The sequence below is a fragment of the Zobellia barbeyronii genome (assembly GCF_018603515.1).
Classification (GTDB): domain Bacteria; phylum Bacteroidota; class Bacteroidia; order Flavobacteriales; family Flavobacteriaceae; genus Zobellia; species Zobellia barbeyronii.
This window is the reverse complement of record NZ_JACATN010000004.1, coordinates 776,313-792,811: the sequence shown is the minus strand read 5'-3', so window position 1 is coordinate 792,811 and position 16,499 is coordinate 776,313. Positions and strand designations below refer to the sequence as shown.

The following is a 16,499-nucleotide window of genomic DNA, read 5'->3' as shown; positions in this document are numbered from 1 at the left end:
GCGTTTGGTTTGCTAGTTAGTATTTAAAGCTAGCGATATTTTGTAGTTAAAAAACGAAATAATATTATTTAACAGATACAAATGGTTCTGCATTCTGAAACCATTTATCACCCAGTAATTCACCTTTTTCGTTAAAGAAGCCCCAGCCCTTTTTAGATTTTACTCTAGCAATACCGTTTACAAAACCTTTTTCTTCAGAACCTTTTAAGAAAGCAAAATTTCCTGAAATACCATATTCCATAGGGATAATGACTTCGCCAGAAGTATTTATGAAACCCCAGGCTTTATCTTTTACAGGAGCAAAACCACTTGCAGAAAACACTTCTGCATCACGGAATTGTGGTTCTATGACCATCTCTCCTTTTTCGTTAATGTAACCCCACTTTTTGCCTTCTGAAACAGGAGCTAAACCATTAGAAAAAGCTCTGGCCTTATCAAATGTAGGTTCAAGAACCCACTCTCCTTTGCTATTTACGAAGCCTGTTTTTTTGTCACGAGAAGCATAGGTAAGTTTTGAGTCTTTATAGAAGTTATGCACTTTGGTAGCGTTATCAATTGGATTAAAACTTCCGTTGTGTATAATGCCAAAAGTGCCATCTTTTTTACCGTAGACGCCTGCCTCGCTAAACGTGTTTCCTATTTCTTCGTATTCCACGGGAATAATCTCTTTGCCAGAAGCATCTATCATTCCCCATAGTTCGCCATTATTCACTTTAGCGTGGCCATTTCTGAATTTTTTTATAACGTCATAAGTAGGCTCTAATACCAGTTTGCCGCTGGTTCCTAAAAGACCAACTTTTTCTCCTGCGCGAAAAAGGGCGACTCCATCTTCAAAATCATAATACTTTTCGCTGTTTGGAGTTTCAAGTTTTTTCCCTGTCGTATCAATGTAACTCCACTGGTCATCTCTTAAAACCAAAGCATAACCTGAATTAAACATTTTTACACGATCATAGTCGGGTTTAATTATCCATTCGCCTTTGGTGTCAATAAATCCCCAGAAGTCACCTTCTAAGACTGCTGCTAACCCGTCAGAAAAGCTACCTGCTTTTTCAAACTGTGGTTCAATTACATAAGCGCCTGTTTTGTCAATAAAACCAAATTTGTCATCTTCTCGGACCAAGGCATATTCTTGTGCGAAAAGAGTAAATGTGTTTACGATAAGTACCAATAAAAATGCTAGCTTTTTCATTTTACTTCTTTATTTTGATGGTTAATAATATAGTCCTTTACCTCGTTTACGTAGGGATACATGATAGTGTCATCTTTAAACGGGGGAACTATTTTACGAACCGCGTCGTACATCATTCTTGTCTTAGAAGAAACCTTGTCCTTTAAGTCTAAATATTCTATAGCTTGGACTACGGTAATCATTTCTATAGCTATTACTTCAAAAGCATTTTCAATTACTTGCTTAGTAATATTGGCGGCATTCGTACCCATACTAACAATATCTTGGTTGTCATTGTTGTTCGGAATACTATGAACATACATTGGGTTTGACAGCATTTGGTTTTCGGCGGTAGTTGATGTGGCCGTAAACTGTACCCCTTGCATACCAAAGTTAAGACCTAGAGTTCCTAAGTTAACAAAAGGAGGCAAGATATCGTTCAGTTTTGAATTTAAGAGATAGTTAAGTTGTCTTTCCGCTAACATGGTCATTTTGGTTACAACAAGTTTTAGCTTATCCATTTCCAAGGAAATATAATCTCCGTGGAAATTACCGCCATGATACACGTTCTTTTTTTCAACATCAACAATAGGATTGTCATTGGCAGAATTCACCTCTGCTATGAGTGTTTTTTCTACATTTTGCAAAGTGTCTAATACGGGTCCTAAGATTTGCGGTACACAACGTATGGAATAATATTCTTGCACTTTTTCCTCAAAAACCGAAACCCCATTATTATCAACATATAAATGATGTTCTCTTTTGCGAGTAAGCGTGCTATCCTCTAAGTGGCTTCGCATTGCTCGTGCAATTTCGCGTTGCCCTTTATGTCTTTTTGTGTGGTTGAGTTCTTCTGATAAATGATCGTCGTAAGCTTGTACAATTTCATTTATAGCAGAAGAGCAACAGATAGTCCATTCTAATAACCTACGCGTATAGATCGCATTTACTATTCCTATACCGGTCATTACAGAAGTACCGTTTATTAAACCTAAACCTTCTCGTAATTCAACTTTTATAGGTGTGATGTTTAATTCTTTAAAAACATCTTGGGTAGGTCTTCTTTCTCCTTTGTAAAAAACTTCGCCTTCGCCAATTAGAACAAGAGCTAAATGTGCAAGTTGAACCAAATCGCCACTAGCGCCTACACCACCATGTTCAAAAATAAGAGGGGTAACGTCTTCATTAATCAAGGAGGTCATGACGACTAAAACAGACGGATGAATTCCTGAATTACCTAAGCTCAAGGTGTTCAATCTTGCTAACATGGCAGCCTTAACATATTGAGGTGGTATGGCATTACCTGTACCTGAAGCATGACTGCGAATTAAGTTATATTGTAGCTGAATAGTTTCAGAATCTTTGATTTTATACTGAGCCATGGGTCCAAAACCCGTGTTAACTCCGTAAATAACTTTATTCTTTGAAAATTCTTTTAGGAAATCAAAACTGTCTTTTACAGTCTTAATTACTTTGTCATCTATTGATAAAGGTTCTCCCTTGAAAATGATACTGTAAAACTCTTCAATTCCTAACTTTCCTTTTATTTTCGGCATCTATGATTGATTCTATGAGGTATTTGTAATATTTTAGTGACGTCTGTAAATAAGACTTGGTAACCTAAAATTAGCGATTTTGGATTGCAAATTTATAATAATTAGTGAATCAATGTCTTAATTTAGCAGACAATACACTTCTTTTAGCAAGGTATCTTTAATTTATTAGTGTCGGTACTTGTAGAAGGTTAACATTAAATCTAGTAAATGCAGCAAGAGAAAGTAGATGTTTTGGTTATTGGAGCAGGTCCGTCAGGTTCTGTTGCATCCGCATACCTTCACAAACAAGGGCTAAAAGTAAAGGTGGTTGAAAAGAGTAAATTTCCTCGCTTTGTAATAGGCGAAAGTCTTATACCGCGCTGCATGGATAATTTTGAAGCGGTGGGTTTGTTGGATTGTCTTAAAGCTATGAACTTTGAAGTGAAAGGTGGCGCCCGTTTTATGAATAATAAAGGGGTGGTCTGTAATTTTGATTTTAGTAAGAAACACGGAAATGGTTGGGATTGGACATGGCAAGTGCCCAGAGCTGATTTTGATAAAGCCTTGACCGATGAGTTGCAATCTTGGGGCGTAGATATAGCTTTTCAACAAGAAGTAACTGCTGTAGATTTTTCTGAGGATGGTACATCTGTTACGACCATAAAGGATATAGACGGAAATGAATCTACCGTTCAGGCTAAGTTTATAGTTGACTCTAGTGGTTTTGGTAGAGTGTTACCTAGATTATTAGATTTAGAGAAACCTTCAGAAATACCTAAACATTCTTCCATATTTACCCATGTAGAAGATGTTAAAAGACCTGAAGGAGAGGAAGGTACCATAATCACTTTTGATGTAATTGATACGGATACCTGGCTGTGGGTTATTCCTTTTTCTAATGGTTCTACAAGTATTGGTTATGTAGGGAAGACTGAGTATTTGGAATCTTTTGAGGGAACGAATACAGAGAAACTTCAACAGATGATGAAGCTTTCTAGTTATTATTTTGATAGGTTTGACGGCGTGGATTACACGTTTGAACCTCGCATGATAAAGAACATTGCCAAGTCAGTTAAGCAACTTTGTGGAAAAGGATATGTGCTAACTGGGAACAGTGCAGAATTCTTAGATCCCGTATTTTCTTCAGGAGTAACTTTTGCTGTGGAATCCGCTCATTTGGCTTCCCAATTGATTACAAAGGAACTAAAAGGTGAAAAAGTAGATTGGCAAACAGAGTATAATGATTATATGATAGAAGGCGTAAATGTTTTCTCTACATATGTTAAGGAGTGGTATACGGGTAATTTGCAGACTATTTTCTTTCACAGTACTGAAAACCCAGTGATAAAAGAACAAATTTGTGCGGTCTTAGCTGGTTATGTATGGGATAAAACAAACCCGTTCGTTAAGAAACATAATAGGTTAGTGAAAACCGTAGCCCATATTGCAGATATGGAAATGGAAGCAAAAAAAGATTCTTGAAATAACGCGTAGTTGTGTTCTAAATGAAAAGTGTTGCTCGAATTTTAGTTGTTCAAAACAGCTTCTGCTTGGTCAATACTTAAGTTTATTTCTTCGTCTAATTCCTCAACGTTTATTTCTTCTTCAAGTATCCAATCTTGTTTTTGAGGATTTAGCTGTTTACCTTTCAACATTTCATCTGCATTAAAACGCTTACCAAAACTCTCCATCCAAGTCATCATAGACTTGTTGGCATTTTTAAGGTCTGCGATAGCGTCTTCGTATTTTTTCTTTTCGTAAGAAGCGTTGGCTTTGGTCTGTAATTGATTTATAAGCTTGGAAATTAACGGCATTTTATCCATAACTACGTCATGAGATGCCATTACCTGTTCCATTTTAGTAGGCTCAACAGCGGCATCTTGTGCGCTGATTGTAGCTGTACCCAAAACCAAAACTGTAGCAAGTGTTAAAAATAAATTCTTCATAGCAATAAAACTTTTGTAATAATGTACTCTGTAAAAATACAGGTTAACTACCTCAGATACTTCTATTTATCTGCTAACGCTGTGTTTTTTCGGTATACTGCGTGATTTAACTTATTTCTTCAACAGTTCTTCAGCGGTTTTGATGCTTCCGTTGATTTGCTCGCGTAAATCTTCAATTTTTACTTGCTCTTCGTTTAGCCATACCTGCTTCTCATCAGATAGTTCAGCGCCATTAAGAATCTCATCGGAAGTAAAACGAGTACCAAAATTTTGCATCCAAGTCATCATAGATTTATGAGCTTCCTGTAAGTCCATACGTGCTTCTTTGTATTTTAGTCCGACTGCGGTACTATCTTCTTTACTGCTAAGTTCACCTACCAATTTACCCATTTTGCCCATTTCTGGCATTACTTCGTCATGAACGGCCATAACGGTTTTCATTTGGGTGCCATCTGTTTTTGAATTACACGAAATGGTAAAAGCGGCAAAAGCGAGTACCATTAATATGATTATTTTTTTCATGTTATGTTTTTTGCAAATATAATACTCCCGTGACGGTTAAAACAGCTGTTTGAAATCAAATTAGGCTGCAGTTCTTGGATTTTATTTTACCGATGTATGAATTTAATAAGATTTAAACTAGTGAGAAATATGATGTGATAGTTTTATTCAATTTTTTCCAAAAAATCCCCACCTTTACTTTTTGGTTTCAATCAACCTTAACCCAACAAGACCTTGAACGATTATAATAAAAAGTGGCTTTATCTGATTTTGTTATCGTTGGTGTGGGGCTCTTCGTTTATCCTGATAAAGAAAGCTTTGATTGGACTTACACCTATACAATTGGGTGGTTTGCGAATTGTATTCGCGTCTCTTATTCTTTTTTTATTCGGCTTTAGAAGCATTCGTACTTTGAGTGTTAAAGATTGGAAATGGGTTACATGGGCAGGTTTGTTGAGTTCCTTTTTCCCTCCTTTTCTGTTCGCTCTTGCGCAGACCCAGATTGATAGCGGTGTGACTTCTATTTTAAATTCTGTAGTACCCTTATTAACTACGCTAGTAGGCGTGCTCCTTTTTGGCGCTTTAATAACCAAAAAACAAGTAGGAGGCGTATTTATTGGTTTGGCGGGAACATTAGCATTGGTTGTTGCAGGAATGGATTTCAATCCTAATCAAAATTATTGGTACGCTATCTTTATCCTGCTATCAGCTTTGGCGTATGCCTTGAATATTAATATTATAAAGAAGCATTTAAATCACCTAAGCCCATTGGCAGTCACAACAGCTAGTTTTTCCATAGCTTTTCTGCCTGCTTTAGCGTTAGTTTTTTACTCGGGATTTTTCAATGAAGTTCAAGGGAATATAACCATGCAATCTTCGCTTTGGTATCTTTTAATACTGGCTATTGTAGGAACCGCAATTGCCAATATATTTTTCAATAAATTAATACAGTTGTCTAGCCCTGTCTTTGCGGCATCGGTTACTTATTTAATTCCTCTTGTGGCTATTTTTTGGGGAGTGTTAGACGGGGAATCTTTAAACGCTTACCAACTTATTGGTGGTGTAGTAATTTTGTTGGGTGTCTGGATGGTTAACAGGCGAAAAAAGTAAATCAATTTAATCTTCTCTGCTTGTGTGGGTTACGGTTTATATCCGTAATGTACTGCTAGTACTCATAAAATTATTTGTATTTAATCTAAATAAACGTTGTCGGTTTCATTTTGAAAAAATATATTTGCGGACTATTTAAAAACAGTCTAAATAATAATCGAATGAAAAGACCAATTTCAAAGTTATATGTATTAAGTGCTTTTGCCCTTATTTTATCTGCTTGTTCAAATGATGATAATGGTACTAGTGAGGTTGATGAAAAAGAAGTTTTGGTGCGTGCAGAGGTAATGGAAAATTATGCTGATGTTGTACAGGCTAATTACGCTGCGGCACTTGCAGATGCTCAGGCATTACAAACTGCAATTGACACATTCGTTGCCGATCCAACTGAGGTTAATTTTGAAGCTTCAAAAATAGCTTGGTTGGCTTCTCGGGAATCTTATGGAACTACAGAGGCTTTTCGTTTTGCAAACGGACCAATTGATACAGGCGATACAGAGGATTTAGAAGGTTTATTGAATTCATGGCCAATGGATGAGGCTTATGTAGACTATGTTGAGGGCGATGCTACAGCAGGTCTAATAAATGATACGGATGCCACTTTTGAGATTACCAAGGCTAATTTGGTCGTTAAGAATGGTGAAGGTGATACGGAAGAAAATGTTTCCGTTGGTTACCATGCGATTGAGTTTTTGCTTTGGGGCCAAGATCTTACCAATCCATCTGAAAAAATAAGCGGACAAAGACCTTTTACAGATTTTGTAGATGGAGGCACCGCAGCTAATCAAGATAGAAGAAGAACATATTTACAAGTAGTAGCAGAATTATTGGTAGATAACCTTCAAGAAGTTGTAGATACTTGGTCAACAAGTTACAAGGCCACGTTTTTAGCCTTATCTGAAAAAGAGGCATTAAATAATATGCTGGGTAGTATTGCAGAGTTATCAAGCAGCGAATTGGCCGTAGAGCGTATGGCAGTTGCATTAAACAATCAGGATCAAGAAGATGAACATTCTTGTTTTAGTGATAATACACACCGCGATATTAGATTAAATCTTGAGGGTGTTAAAAATGTATATACAGGTGCTTACGGTTCTGTAAATGGACTTTCATTAGCTGATTTGATTGCAGAGGTCGATGCAGATTTGGCTTCTGAATTAGATACTTTGCTTGCTGCTGCTGAAACAGCGGTGAACGCAACGGCAATACCTTTTGATTTTGCTATTGCACAGGGTAAAACAGGTGTTGAAGGAGCTAAAGTACAAGAAGCGGTTGTTGCTCTTCAGGCTTTTGGAAATAAACTTTTAGAGGCTAAAACACCTTTAGAAATTAACTAGTAAAAGTCTTTTACAATATTGAAAAACAGGGTTGCTTAGTTGCGGCCCTGTTTACTATTTTATTCTATTATGAACTTATTAAGTGGTAAAATAAAGGGTAGTAAACGTAATTTCTTACTCAAGTTCGGTCTGTTATGGTTGCTTGTAATTACGGCTTCGTGTAGCAATACGGATGATTATACCCCTTTGATTCCGGAAGAAGATGAAGAGCTTTCTGGGGGTAGTGCAACTTCTTTTATATTTTCTCCTGATGCTTTTGGTTTTTCTGTAGACGGCCTATCATTAGATGAGCAGATTACTTTTGGAGTGGGTAATTCGTTGTTCAATCAGAGTTGGGTTACAGCTCCGGCATCCACAACTGCAAGAGATGGTCTAGGACCTTTTTTCAATTCTCGTTCTTGTTCGGGTTGTCATTTCAAAGATGGTAGAGGTCGTCCTCCTGCTTTTGAAGGGGAGCTGGCGCATGGCCTGTTACTGCGATTGACTTTGCCAGAAATCGGTGCAAACGGAGGTACTGTCCCTGATCCCATTTATGGTGGGCAATTTCAAGATAATAGTGTTTTTGGTATTAATAGAGAAGGAGTCCTAAGGGTCACTTATGAAACGGTGGCAGTAACTTATCCTGACGGTAGCTCGGTAGATTTACAAAAACCTATTTATGAAATGATAGATTTAAACTACGGCGCTATGAATGCAGCGGTTCAGGTATCACCTAGAGTTGCTAATCAAATGATAGGTCTTGGATTATTAGATGCAATTCCCGAGGTGGTTCTTTTAAGTTATGCCGATGAAAATGATTCGGATGGTGATGGAATCTCAGGTCGTCCTAATTATGTTTATGATGTTGAAACTGCCGATCTAAAATTAGGAAGGTTTGGTTGGAAAGCTAATCAGCCTACGGTAAAACAACAAGTAGCGGCAGCATTTTCTGGAGATTTGGGTATTACTTCTTCTTTGTTTCCTGAAGAAAACTGTAATCCAGAGTTAGACTGTAATCAAATTCCTAATGGCGGAAGCCCAGAAATTCCTGATGATAATTTAGATAATGTTGCTTTTTATGCGGCTACCTTATCTGTGCCTGCCAGACGTGATTTTGATGAAGAGGAAGTACTTCAGGGTAAGGAACTTTTTACCTCTATAAACTGTACTGGCTGTCATGTTGCGATTTATGAAACAGGGACTTCTAGTATAGATGCTTTAGCAAACCAAACTATTAGACCTTATACAGATTTGCTTCTGCACGACATGGGAGATGGTTTAGGTGATGATGCTCCAGAATTTAGAGCAACGGGGAATGAATGGAGAACACCGCCTTTGTGGGGTGTTGGCCTCATTGAGACTGTAAACGACCATACTAATTTGTTGCATGACGGACGAGCAAGAAATATTGAAGAAGCCATATTATGGCATGGAGGTGAAGCGGAATCGGTAAAGAACAGTTTTATGGCTCTAAATAAAGAGGAACGCACTAAAATTATAGCATTTATTAAAACATTATAATCCAATTAGTAAAATGAAATACCAAAAGGCAATAGTATATGTAAGTCTATTTTGTGGCGCTCTTGCCCTGAATATTTCTTGTGGGTCTGACGATAATCAGGCAGTAGTGGAAACCATCAGTATTGAAGAAGGACGTAGGTTGCAAATTGAGAATTTGTACGATGCGCAAATAGAACCATTACAGGCAGAGCATATTGCGCTGACTCAAAAATTAATGGAAGCGGTGAATGCGTTTAAAGAGCTTCCTACGGAAAAATCTTTGACAGACCTTAAAAACACTTGGTCAGAAGCCTTTATGTTTTGGGAACAGGCAGAAGCTTACAATATAGGGGTTGTAAGAAATTCTTTTGTTCACTCTCAAATTCATGAGTGGCCGGTAAACGTTGATGCAATTAAAGGAAGCATTGCAGGTGAGACAGTTATTGATGAAGACTATATTGCTAATTTGGGAGTTTTGTCAAAAGGATATGGTGCTATTGAATATTTGCTTTTTCATACTACGGAAGCTAAGGTTTTAGATGAAATGAGTGCCGATGAAAACGCACAAAATCGTTTGGATTATTTGGTGTCATTGGCCAAAAATCTAAATACGAATGCCAAGAGTCTGCAGGAGTTGTGGGTTGCTACGGAATCTTCCTTTAAAACGAGGCTTGAAAGCGGTGTGAACGGAAGTCAAAATTTAACTGTAAATGCCGTAATAGCAGAATTGGAGACAATTAAATTAAAGAAGTTAGAACAGATAATAAACAATGCAGAAAGTCCAGAATTACGTTTAGAGGCATTTTATAGTGGAACATCAAGAGAAGCTATACTTGTCAATTTAGAAGTATTACAGAAAACCTATACAGGTAATTTTGAAGGAGAAGGTTTTGGAATGGAAGATTACTTAGTTGATGTTTTAGATCGAGCTGACTTGAATGATTTAATTCTTGACGAATTTCATGAGGCTATTGCCTTATTCAATGAAACCGATGAAAGCTTACAAAACCTAGCCGTCAATAATCCCGAAAAAATTGTAGAGTTAAGAGATGCGGTTACCGAGATTATTGCTTTATTGAAAAACGATTATTCAAGTGCTGCTAACATTGTAGTAACGTTTAACGACAATGATGGAGATTAAAAAACTGAATGGTATTTTTATAGTATAATTACCTGATCAATAGCAGTGTGTATGAGGTAGGCTGGTTTAGTGTGAACGTAAAATGAAGTACGGTCGTAAGGTAGGGGAGGTAATTTCCCAAACGCTACGACCGCACATAAAATAGTATTCAAATACGACTTCTATTCAAAATCCGTATCTGAAGTACCTTCATTTACTTTTATTTCTGAAACTTTAAATTCAAAACTCTGAGGACCTACGGTCTGCGCCATGGTAAATGGGAACTGTATTCCTGATACCTCTTTGTAGTCTAAGTAGTTTATAATACTAGTGATGCTCTGTCCGCCCATTTCAGCTGTGGTAGCTTCTTGTACTTTCAAACCAGTTTCAACATCATAGAAAGCTGTTTTCTCTTCGGATATTTTCAGCTTGTAGGCCTTTTTGCCGTCAATACTTTCTGTGCCTTCCAAAGTAATATCAGTGTTGAGGTAATTCAGTTCTGGAAAAGGAGCAGATTCACCTTTTACTTTTTCTATTTCATCTGGACCCATATCCTTTTTCTGTCCCTGCATCACCATGTAGCCCTTGTCTCCATTAAAGACTTGCTTGCTCATTGAGTTTCCGGACATTTTTACATCTTGCATAAACTGGTCCTTATTGGTTTTTTTAACCTCTAAGTTTAGTTTCATGCCTTGCAATTCGGCTTCAGCCAGGAGAGAATAAGACGTTACGGCTTCTAATTTTTCTTTTCCGCCAATGGCTTCAATGTATTTGTTCAATACGGTATTGGCCGTTACATCTGTGGGTACACTAGTATTGTAATCTTGCTTTTCTGTAGCATTCGCATATTTGTCAAAATACTTAATAGGAACTTTTCGGCCTTTAAAAGTTACGTTTTCAAGATTTCCAAGGACTTCGCTACCTTTACCTGCTACTACAATACGAACATTATCAGGCTTTATATATTTCTGTGCTGCCTGCTGTACATCTTCAATAGTAATAGCGTTGATTTTTTCAAGATACGTTTTGTAAAAATCCTTAGGTAAATTTTCGGTTTCTATCTCTAACGCATAGTCTGCTATAGTAGAAGGGTCTTCTAACGCCATCACAAACCGACCGGTATATTTAGCTTTGGTGTTTTCTAACTCTTCCTTGGTAACCGGCTCAGTACGGATACGTTCAATTTCTTTTAGAATTTCTACAACAGAGCTATCGGTAACGGCATTTCTAACACTTGCAGTAGCTCTAAAACGAGCAGGTACATACTTGTCGTTACCTAGACTTGAGTAGGAGCCGTAAGTGTATGCTTTGTCTTCACGGAGGTTTAAGAATAAACGTCCTTCACCGCCGCCGCCTAAGATTTCATTTGCCATAAGTGCAGAAAGGTAATCAGGGTCTTTTTTCTGAAGGCTTACCAAGTTCTCTACTGTGATTTCTGATTGAACAGCATTGGGCACATCTACAAAGTTGATTTGTGCATATTGTGCATCTGCAGGTTTAGAGAAGCCAAATGAAGGTGGTACTGCTTTTGTCCACGGGGTAAACTGTTCTTCGACCAAAGTTTTTACATCATCAAATTTTATATCGCCTACAACCACTAAATAAGCGTTGGCAGGAACAAAATAGTCTTCATAAAACTGAATAACATCTGTAAGGGTAACCTTGTTGATGCTCTCTTCGGTCATGAATTCGCCATAAGGGTGCTTTTTACTGTAAGCCAAAGCCAAGCCAACTCTTCCTGAAATGGCAGTAACACTTTTTTCTTCCGATTTTAATCCCGTTAAAATCTTCTGTTTTTCTTTATCAAATTCAACCTGAGTGAAGTTTGGGTTTAAACCGGCATCTGCCATCAGTTCCAATATTCTTGGAAAATATTTTGAAAGCGAACTGGCAAAAGCACTCTGTGAACCAAAATTAATGCGGGCGCCTAAAAAGTCTACTTCTTCATTAAAATCGTCTTTTTTGATATTCTTGGAACCTTTTCCTAAAAGACTACCTGTTAGTGTTGAAACCCCTGCTTTAGCTCCTTCTAGAACAGGAGGGTTGTCAATACTCAATTGAATAGATACTCTTGGAAGTTTATGGTTTTCTACTACTAAAACTTTAAGTCCGTTTCTAAGTTCAAAAGTCTGTGGGTCTTTTAGATTTATTTCCGGTGCAGGACCTGCTTCCGGCATTTGGGTACGGTCTACCTGTGCCTCTGCAACTAGGGCAAAAGCAAGAAAGAATAGGGTTGTAAATATATTTTTCATGTATAGTGTTTTTACTTTAAAGCGAATGAATTAGTTAGATTGAGGTTCTTCAGGAAGGTAATCTATAATTACCCGCTGATCTGGTCTCAAATACTTATTAGCTACTTCCATAATTTCTTCACGTGTAATAGATCTAAAGATGTCAATTTCTTTATTGATCAATTCAGTATCACCATAAAGTAAATAATTACGGGCCAATGAATTTGCAATACCCTCAACGCTAGAGTTTGAGTTTACAAATTGGTTCTCGAACTTATTCAATAGTTTTTGATGGTCTCTCTCGGAAATTAGACTGTCTCTAACTTTAGCAATCTCTTCTTCCATTTCGGTAACCAGAGTTTCTAAACCAGTTTCTCCTACTGGAAGCGCATAAACCAAATACATGCCATAATCTTCTTGCCCTACATTAAAAGCGCCAACTTGTAATGCCTGCTTTTGGTCATCCACCATTTTCTTATACAGTTTTGAACTGCGCCCGTCACTTAAATAAGTAGATATCATATCTAGTACATAAGCGTCTCTTTCCTTAAAACCTGGAGTTCTATAGGAGATAACAGAGGCGGGAATCTGTATGTTGGCGTCGTAAGCCTTGGCTCTAACTTCGGTTAGAATAGGGTCTTCTTTAGGATAACTACGGGTTACGTCTTCTCCTTTAGGTATGGGGCCGAAATAGTCTTCTATCATTTTTTTGGTATCCGGCACATTAATATCTCCGGCAACTACTAGGACTGCATTGTTGGGCACATAATACTTGTGATTATAAGCAATTACATCTTCCAAGGTTGCAGCGTCCAAATCTTTCATGTACCCAATGTTAGGGTCTTTATAAGGATGTTTTTTAAATAAATTCTTGCCAACTTCCGTAATCAGTTGGCCGTAAGGCCTATTATCATATCGCAGTCGTTTTTCTTCTTTTACCACTTCTTGTTGGGTGTTTATTCCTTTTTGGTCAATCACGGGGTGCAGCATACGCTCAGATTCGAGCCAGAGTCCTAGTTTTAGGTTGTTAGAAGGAAAGACTTCGTAGTAATAGGTGCGGTCTTGAGAGGTATTGGCGTTATTCTTACCGCCATGAGAAGAAACGATTTCAAACCATTTTCCACGTTCTATATTATCAGTACCTTCAAAAAGGAGGTGTTCAAAAAAGTGGGCAAAACCAGTGCGCCCGTCAGTACGGTCCTTACCGCCCACATGGTACATTACAGATGTGGTAACCAAGGGCGCAGTTTTATCTTGATGGAGTATGACGTGAAGACCATTGTCCAGTTCGTACTCTTCGTACGTTACCTCTTGCGCTTGAAGGCAAAACCCGGCTAGGAGGAGGAAACCTCCTGATAGTAATTTATTTTTCATAGTATAGTGTTTAGATGCTAAGTTAGTAGCCGAGCATTTAGGATTGTTACACGAATATATCTTTTTTGTAAGAAAAATTACTTCCCGTAGAATCCTTTAACAAGTTTTTGTAGTGTTGTTTTGAAAAATTTACTACCTTAAAGAATTGAACTTCAAAAACTTAGAAAATGAAACAATTCGCACAACCCATTCGATTTGGAATCGCTACTAGCGGTTGCTTAATTGCTTATTTTTTGATTCTCTCATTATTCAACTTGCATACCAATATTTTCTTTAGTCTGTTTAATGGTATTATTACGGCAGGAGGAATTTACGAAGCTATAAAGGCTTTTAAGTTAAAGGACCCAGATAGTTTTGATTACGGAAAAGGTTTTACTGCGGGACTTATAACCGGTTTTGTGGCAACCTTTACATTTACTATTTTCTTTGCATTATACAGTACAGAGGTTAATATGTTGTTTTTAGAACAGCTTTCAACAGTTTGGTTTAAAGATTATAAAAGTTTTGAAGGTATTGTATTTTTTACTGTTGCCGTTATGGGTTTTGCAACAACGGTGGTGCTGACATTATCGTTCATGCAACTGTTTAAAACTAGCCGTAATCTAAAAAGAAAATTGGTCAACAATACGTGATAAATACTTGGAATAAAATGAAGTTAAAGCTGCAAAGATGATTTGCAGCTTTATTTTTGTCGTTTTTGCCCATAAAACGAGGGTAAAATTTATAAAAAACACTTGTGGGTTAACGATTTAGACGTATATTTGCATCCGCTAATTGAAAAAATTAGCGAAAACAATAAACTAATATATACACAATTATGTACGCAATCGTAGAGATGGCAGGGCAGCAATTTAAAGTTGCGAAAGACCAAAAAGTGTATGTTCACCGTTTACAAGCTGAAGAAGGAAAAAAGGTAACTTTTGACAATGTACTTCTTTTAGCAGACGGATCGGACATTACTGTAGGCGCCCCGGCTATAGACGGAGCCACTATTGAGGCAAAAGTCGTTAAACACCTAAGAGGTGACAAAGTAATCGTCTTCAAGAAAAAGAGACGTAAAGGGTACCAAGTTAAAAATGGTCACCGTCAAGCTTTGACCGAAATCGTAATCGAGAGTATCGTTGCGAAAGGTGGTAAGAAAGCTGCTGCTCCTAAGAAAGAGGAGAAGCCTGCTAAAAAGGAAGCTGCGCCAAAAGCTGCTGCTCCTAAAAAATCTGAAAAAGCAGACGACTTGAAAAAAGTTGAAGGTATCGGACCAAAAATTGCCGAGACTTTAATCGCTGCAGGTATTTCTACATTTGCTGAATTGGCAAAAGCTGATGCCGCTAAGATTTCTGAAATCATCGCAGATGTACGTGGTAACCACGTAACTGATACATGGCCTGCACAAGCTAAATTAGCTGCTGAAGGTAAATGGGATGAGTTGAAGAAATGGCAAGACGAATTAGACGGTGGTAAAGCATAATTGCTAACCCCTTAAAGTATAATCAATAACGTGCATCCTAAAGTTTTACTGACGGAAGCACTATTTAAAAACTAATATCATGGCACACAAAAAAGGTGTAGGTAGTTCTAAAAACGGTAGGGAATCGGAATCCAAACGTTTAGGCGTTAAGATTTTTGGTGGCCAAGCTGCTATTGCCGGAAATATCATCGTTAGACAACGTGGTACAAGACACAATCCAGGTGAGAATGTGTATGCCGGTAAAGATCATACATTACATGCCCGTGTAGACGGACTAGTAAAGTTTGAAAAGAAAGCAGGAGGGAAATCTTTTGTTTCCATTGAGCCTTTTGAGGCTTAAGAAGTCTTTCTTTTATCGTAAAAAAAACCCTTTCCAATTTTTTGGACAGGGTTTTTTGTGTTTAAATATTTATGGGCTGGACTAGGTTAGTGGCTTTCTTATCTTTAAGAAGTAGTCAGATAATTAAGTCTAATTAATAGTATAGTTTTAGAATCAAGTTGTCAATTGTGGAGAGGTCTTGATTTTTAGAAGCTCTCCTTTTTTTGGATTCTGAATAGCTTTGATTACTAAGTAAATGAAAAATATTATAATCAAAGAACCAGCTATTAACGTTCCCGTTGCTCCTAGTAATTCTGCAATCCAAGTGATAATTAGTTTTATCAAGCCTCTTCTGCCACCTGTGCGTATTTCATCTCCTTGTTCCAAGCTTATAGCAGTTGTATAGGTTAAAGTGCTAATTACGATAGCTGCGCTCAAAAGAATCAGGTTAGGAGCAATTTGTTTGAATAGAGAGAAGTTTTTTATTTCCGTTCCCTTTAAATTGGATTTTAGATATGATTTAATCTCTGAGTAGATATTTCTTTCTAATTCAAATTCTACATCAGTTGTCTTATCATCAATATATCGGCATTCAATAATTGCATCAGAGTCTATGAATACAATTTCCTTTAGACTAGCATAAGGGATACTTTTAATGGCTCCTAAACTCCTGGTTTCAATGAGCTCAGTAATATTAGCATCATTGTGCTGCTCTGTTATCCATATAGATTTTGGACTGGCTATGAAATAAGTCTTCGTTGACAGGGATTCAGAAATAATCCAATTTTTCATTATAAGTCTTGAGATAAGTTGTTTAAAGGTATTGTAATCCTCGCAATATAATGAAAGCTTTTTCTTTCAATAATAAGAAAATGTTATGTTTTAGAAAACAAAAGACCCTCACATTGCTG

Annotated in this window: 15 protein-coding genes; 8 read left to right on the top strand and 7 right to left on the bottom strand. The window is 37.3% G+C overall.

Annotated elements, in window-relative coordinates:
* Positions 1-64: 64 nt before the first annotated feature.
* Both HW347_RS15945 and HW347_RS15940 read right to left on the bottom strand, forming a co-directional pair.
* Positions 65-1,192: a WG repeat-containing protein gene (locus tag HW347_RS15945; protein WP_214612736.1), complete on the bottom strand. Its 1,128-nt coding sequence runs from the start codon at positions 1,190-1,192 to the stop codon at positions 65-67.
* On the bottom strand, positions 1,189-2,727 hold the full coding sequence (locus tag HW347_RS15940) for an HAL/PAL/TAL family ammonia-lyase (RefSeq protein WP_214612735.1): 1,539 nt from the start codon (positions 2,725-2,727) through the stop codon (positions 1,189-1,191). The genes HW347_RS15945 and HW347_RS15940 overlap by 4 nt, the downstream gene beginning before the upstream one ends.
* A gap of 207 nt (positions 2,728-2,934) precedes the next feature.
* Between HW347_RS15940 and HW347_RS15935 the strand changes: the two genes are divergently transcribed.
* Positions 2,935-4,188, top strand: coding sequence for an NAD(P)/FAD-dependent oxidoreductase (locus tag HW347_RS15935; protein WP_214612734.1), 1,254 nt, complete (start codon positions 2,935-2,937; stop codon positions 4,186-4,188).
* 44 nt (positions 4,189-4,232) lie between these two features.
* On the opposite strand, the gene HW347_RS15930 is transcribed toward HW347_RS15935, so the two are convergent.
* Positions 4,233-4,652 carry a hypothetical protein gene (locus HW347_RS15930; RefSeq protein WP_214612733.1) on the bottom strand — a complete coding sequence of 140 codons (420 nt, stop codon included), beginning with the start codon at positions 4,650-4,652 and terminating at the stop codon, positions 4,233-4,235.
* 111 nt (positions 4,653-4,763) lie between these two features.
* Positions 4,764-5,174 (bottom strand): hypothetical protein, encoded by a 411-nt coding sequence (locus HW347_RS15925; protein WP_214612732.1) that lies wholly within the window; start codon positions 5,172-5,174, stop codon positions 4,764-4,766.
* Between the two features lie 213 nt (positions 5,175-5,387).
* On the opposite strand from HW347_RS15925, the gene HW347_RS15920 reads away from it, so the two are divergent.
* The 4 genes from HW347_RS15920 (at position 5,388) to HW347_RS15905 (ending at position 10,220) form a co-directional block, all read left to right on the top strand.
* On the top strand, positions 5,388-6,263 hold the full coding sequence (locus HW347_RS15920) for a DMT family transporter (RefSeq protein ID WP_214612731.1): 876 nt from the start codon (positions 5,388-5,390) through the stop codon (positions 6,261-6,263).
* Positions 6,264-6,424: 161 nt separating this feature from the next.
* Entirely contained in the window at positions 6,425-7,600 is a 1,176-nt protein-coding gene (locus HW347_RS15915) for an imelysin family protein (protein ID WP_214612730.1), read from the top strand.
* Positions 7,601-7,669: 69 nt separating this feature from the next.
* Positions 7,670-9,100 (top strand): di-heme oxidoreductase family protein, encoded by a 1,431-nt coding sequence (locus tag HW347_RS15910; protein WP_214612729.1) that lies wholly within the window; start codon positions 7,670-7,672, stop codon positions 9,098-9,100.
* 13 nt (positions 9,101-9,113) lie between these two features.
* A complete protein-coding gene (locus HW347_RS15905; RefSeq protein WP_214612728.1) occupies positions 9,114-10,220 on the top strand; it encodes an imelysin family protein in 1,107 nt (368 codons plus the stop codon).
* A 161-nt stretch (positions 10,221-10,381) separates the two neighbouring features.
* On the opposite strand, the gene HW347_RS15900 is transcribed toward HW347_RS15905, so the two are convergent.
* Complete coding sequence (locus HW347_RS15900) at positions 10,382-12,451, bottom strand: M16 family metallopeptidase (protein ID WP_214612727.1); 2,070 nt, start codon at positions 12,449-12,451, stop codon at positions 10,382-10,384.
* A 30-nt stretch (positions 12,452-12,481) separates the two neighbouring features.
* Entirely contained in the window at positions 12,482-13,804 is a 1,323-nt protein-coding gene (locus HW347_RS15895; protein WP_214612726.1) for a M16 family metallopeptidase, read from the bottom strand.
* Positions 13,805-13,971: 167 nt separating this feature from the next.
* Between HW347_RS15895 and HW347_RS15890 the strand changes: the two genes are divergently transcribed.
* The 3 genes from HW347_RS15890 (at position 13,972) to rpmA (ending at position 15,609) form a co-directional block, all read left to right on the top strand.
* On the top strand, positions 13,972-14,436 hold the full coding sequence (locus tag HW347_RS15890; protein ID WP_214612725.1) for a DUF4199 domain-containing protein: 465 nt from the start codon (positions 13,972-13,974) through the stop codon (positions 14,434-14,436).
* Between the two features lie 185 nt (positions 14,437-14,621).
* The gene (rplU, locus tag HW347_RS15885; protein WP_214612724.1) at positions 14,622-15,269 is read left to right on the top strand and encodes a 50S ribosomal protein L21; all 648 of its coding nucleotides are present in this window, start codon (positions 14,622-14,624) and stop codon (positions 15,267-15,269) included.
* 79 nt (positions 15,270-15,348) lie between these two features.
* Complete coding sequence (gene rpmA, locus HW347_RS15880; RefSeq protein ID WP_155594997.1) at positions 15,349-15,609, top strand: 50S ribosomal protein L27; 261 nt, start codon at positions 15,349-15,351, stop codon at positions 15,607-15,609.
* A gap of 153 nt (positions 15,610-15,762) precedes the next feature.
* Here rpmA and HW347_RS15875 read toward each other — a convergent pair whose 3' ends face one another.
* Positions 15,763-16,380 carry a hypothetical protein gene (locus HW347_RS15875; protein WP_214612723.1) on the bottom strand — a complete coding sequence of 206 codons (618 nt, stop codon included), beginning with the start codon at positions 16,378-16,380 and terminating at the stop codon, positions 15,763-15,765.
* Positions 16,381-16,499 lie beyond the last annotated feature (119 nt).

Bases quoted from the DNA above. Each gene is read 5' to 3' on its own strand.
- HW347_RS15945 (WP_214612736.1), bottom strand. From the start codon at position 1,192: ATGAAAAAGCTAGCATTTTTATTGGTACTTATCGTAAACACATTTACT.
- HW347_RS15940 (WP_214612735.1), bottom strand. From the start codon at position 2,727: ATGCCGAAAATAAAAGGAAAGTTAGGAATTGAAGAGTTTTACAGTATC.
- HW347_RS15935 (WP_214612734.1), top strand. From the start codon at position 2,935: ATGCAGCAAGAGAAAGTAGATGTTTTGGTTATTGGAGCAGGTCCGTCA.
- HW347_RS15930 (WP_214612733.1), bottom strand. From the start codon at position 4,652: ATGAAGAATTTATTTTTAACACTTGCTACAGTTTTGGTTTTGGGTACA.
- HW347_RS15925 (WP_214612732.1), bottom strand. From the start codon at position 5,174: ATGAAAAAAATAATCATATTAATGGTACTCGCTTTTGCCGCTTTTACC.
- HW347_RS15915 (WP_214612730.1), top strand. From the start codon at position 6,425: ATGAAAAGACCAATTTCAAAGTTATATGTATTAAGTGCTTTTGCCCTT.
- HW347_RS15910 (WP_214612729.1), top strand. From the start codon at position 7,670: ATGAACTTATTAAGTGGTAAAATAAAGGGTAGTAAACGTAATTTCTTA.
- HW347_RS15905 (WP_214612728.1), top strand. From the start codon at position 9,114: ATGAAATACCAAAAGGCAATAGTATATGTAAGTCTATTTTGTGGCGCT.
- HW347_RS15900 (WP_214612727.1), bottom strand. From the start codon at position 12,451: ATGAAAAATATATTTACAACCCTATTCTTTCTTGCTTTTGCCCTAGTT.
- HW347_RS15895 (WP_214612726.1), bottom strand. From the start codon at position 13,804: ATGAAAAATAAATTACTATCAGGAGGTTTCCTCCTCCTAGCCGGGTTT.
- HW347_RS15890 (WP_214612725.1), top strand. From the start codon at position 13,972: ATGAAACAATTCGCACAACCCATTCGATTTGGAATCGCTACTAGCGGT.
- rplU (WP_214612724.1), top strand. From the start codon at position 14,622: ATGTACGCAATCGTAGAGATGGCAGGGCAGCAATTTAAAGTTGCGAAA.
- rpmA (WP_155594997.1), top strand. From the start codon at position 15,349: ATGGCACACAAAAAAGGTGTAGGTAGTTCTAAAAACGGTAGGGAATCG.
- HW347_RS15875 (WP_214612723.1), bottom strand. From the start codon at position 16,380: ATGAAAAATTGGATTATTTCTGAATCCCTGTCAACGAAGACTTATTTC.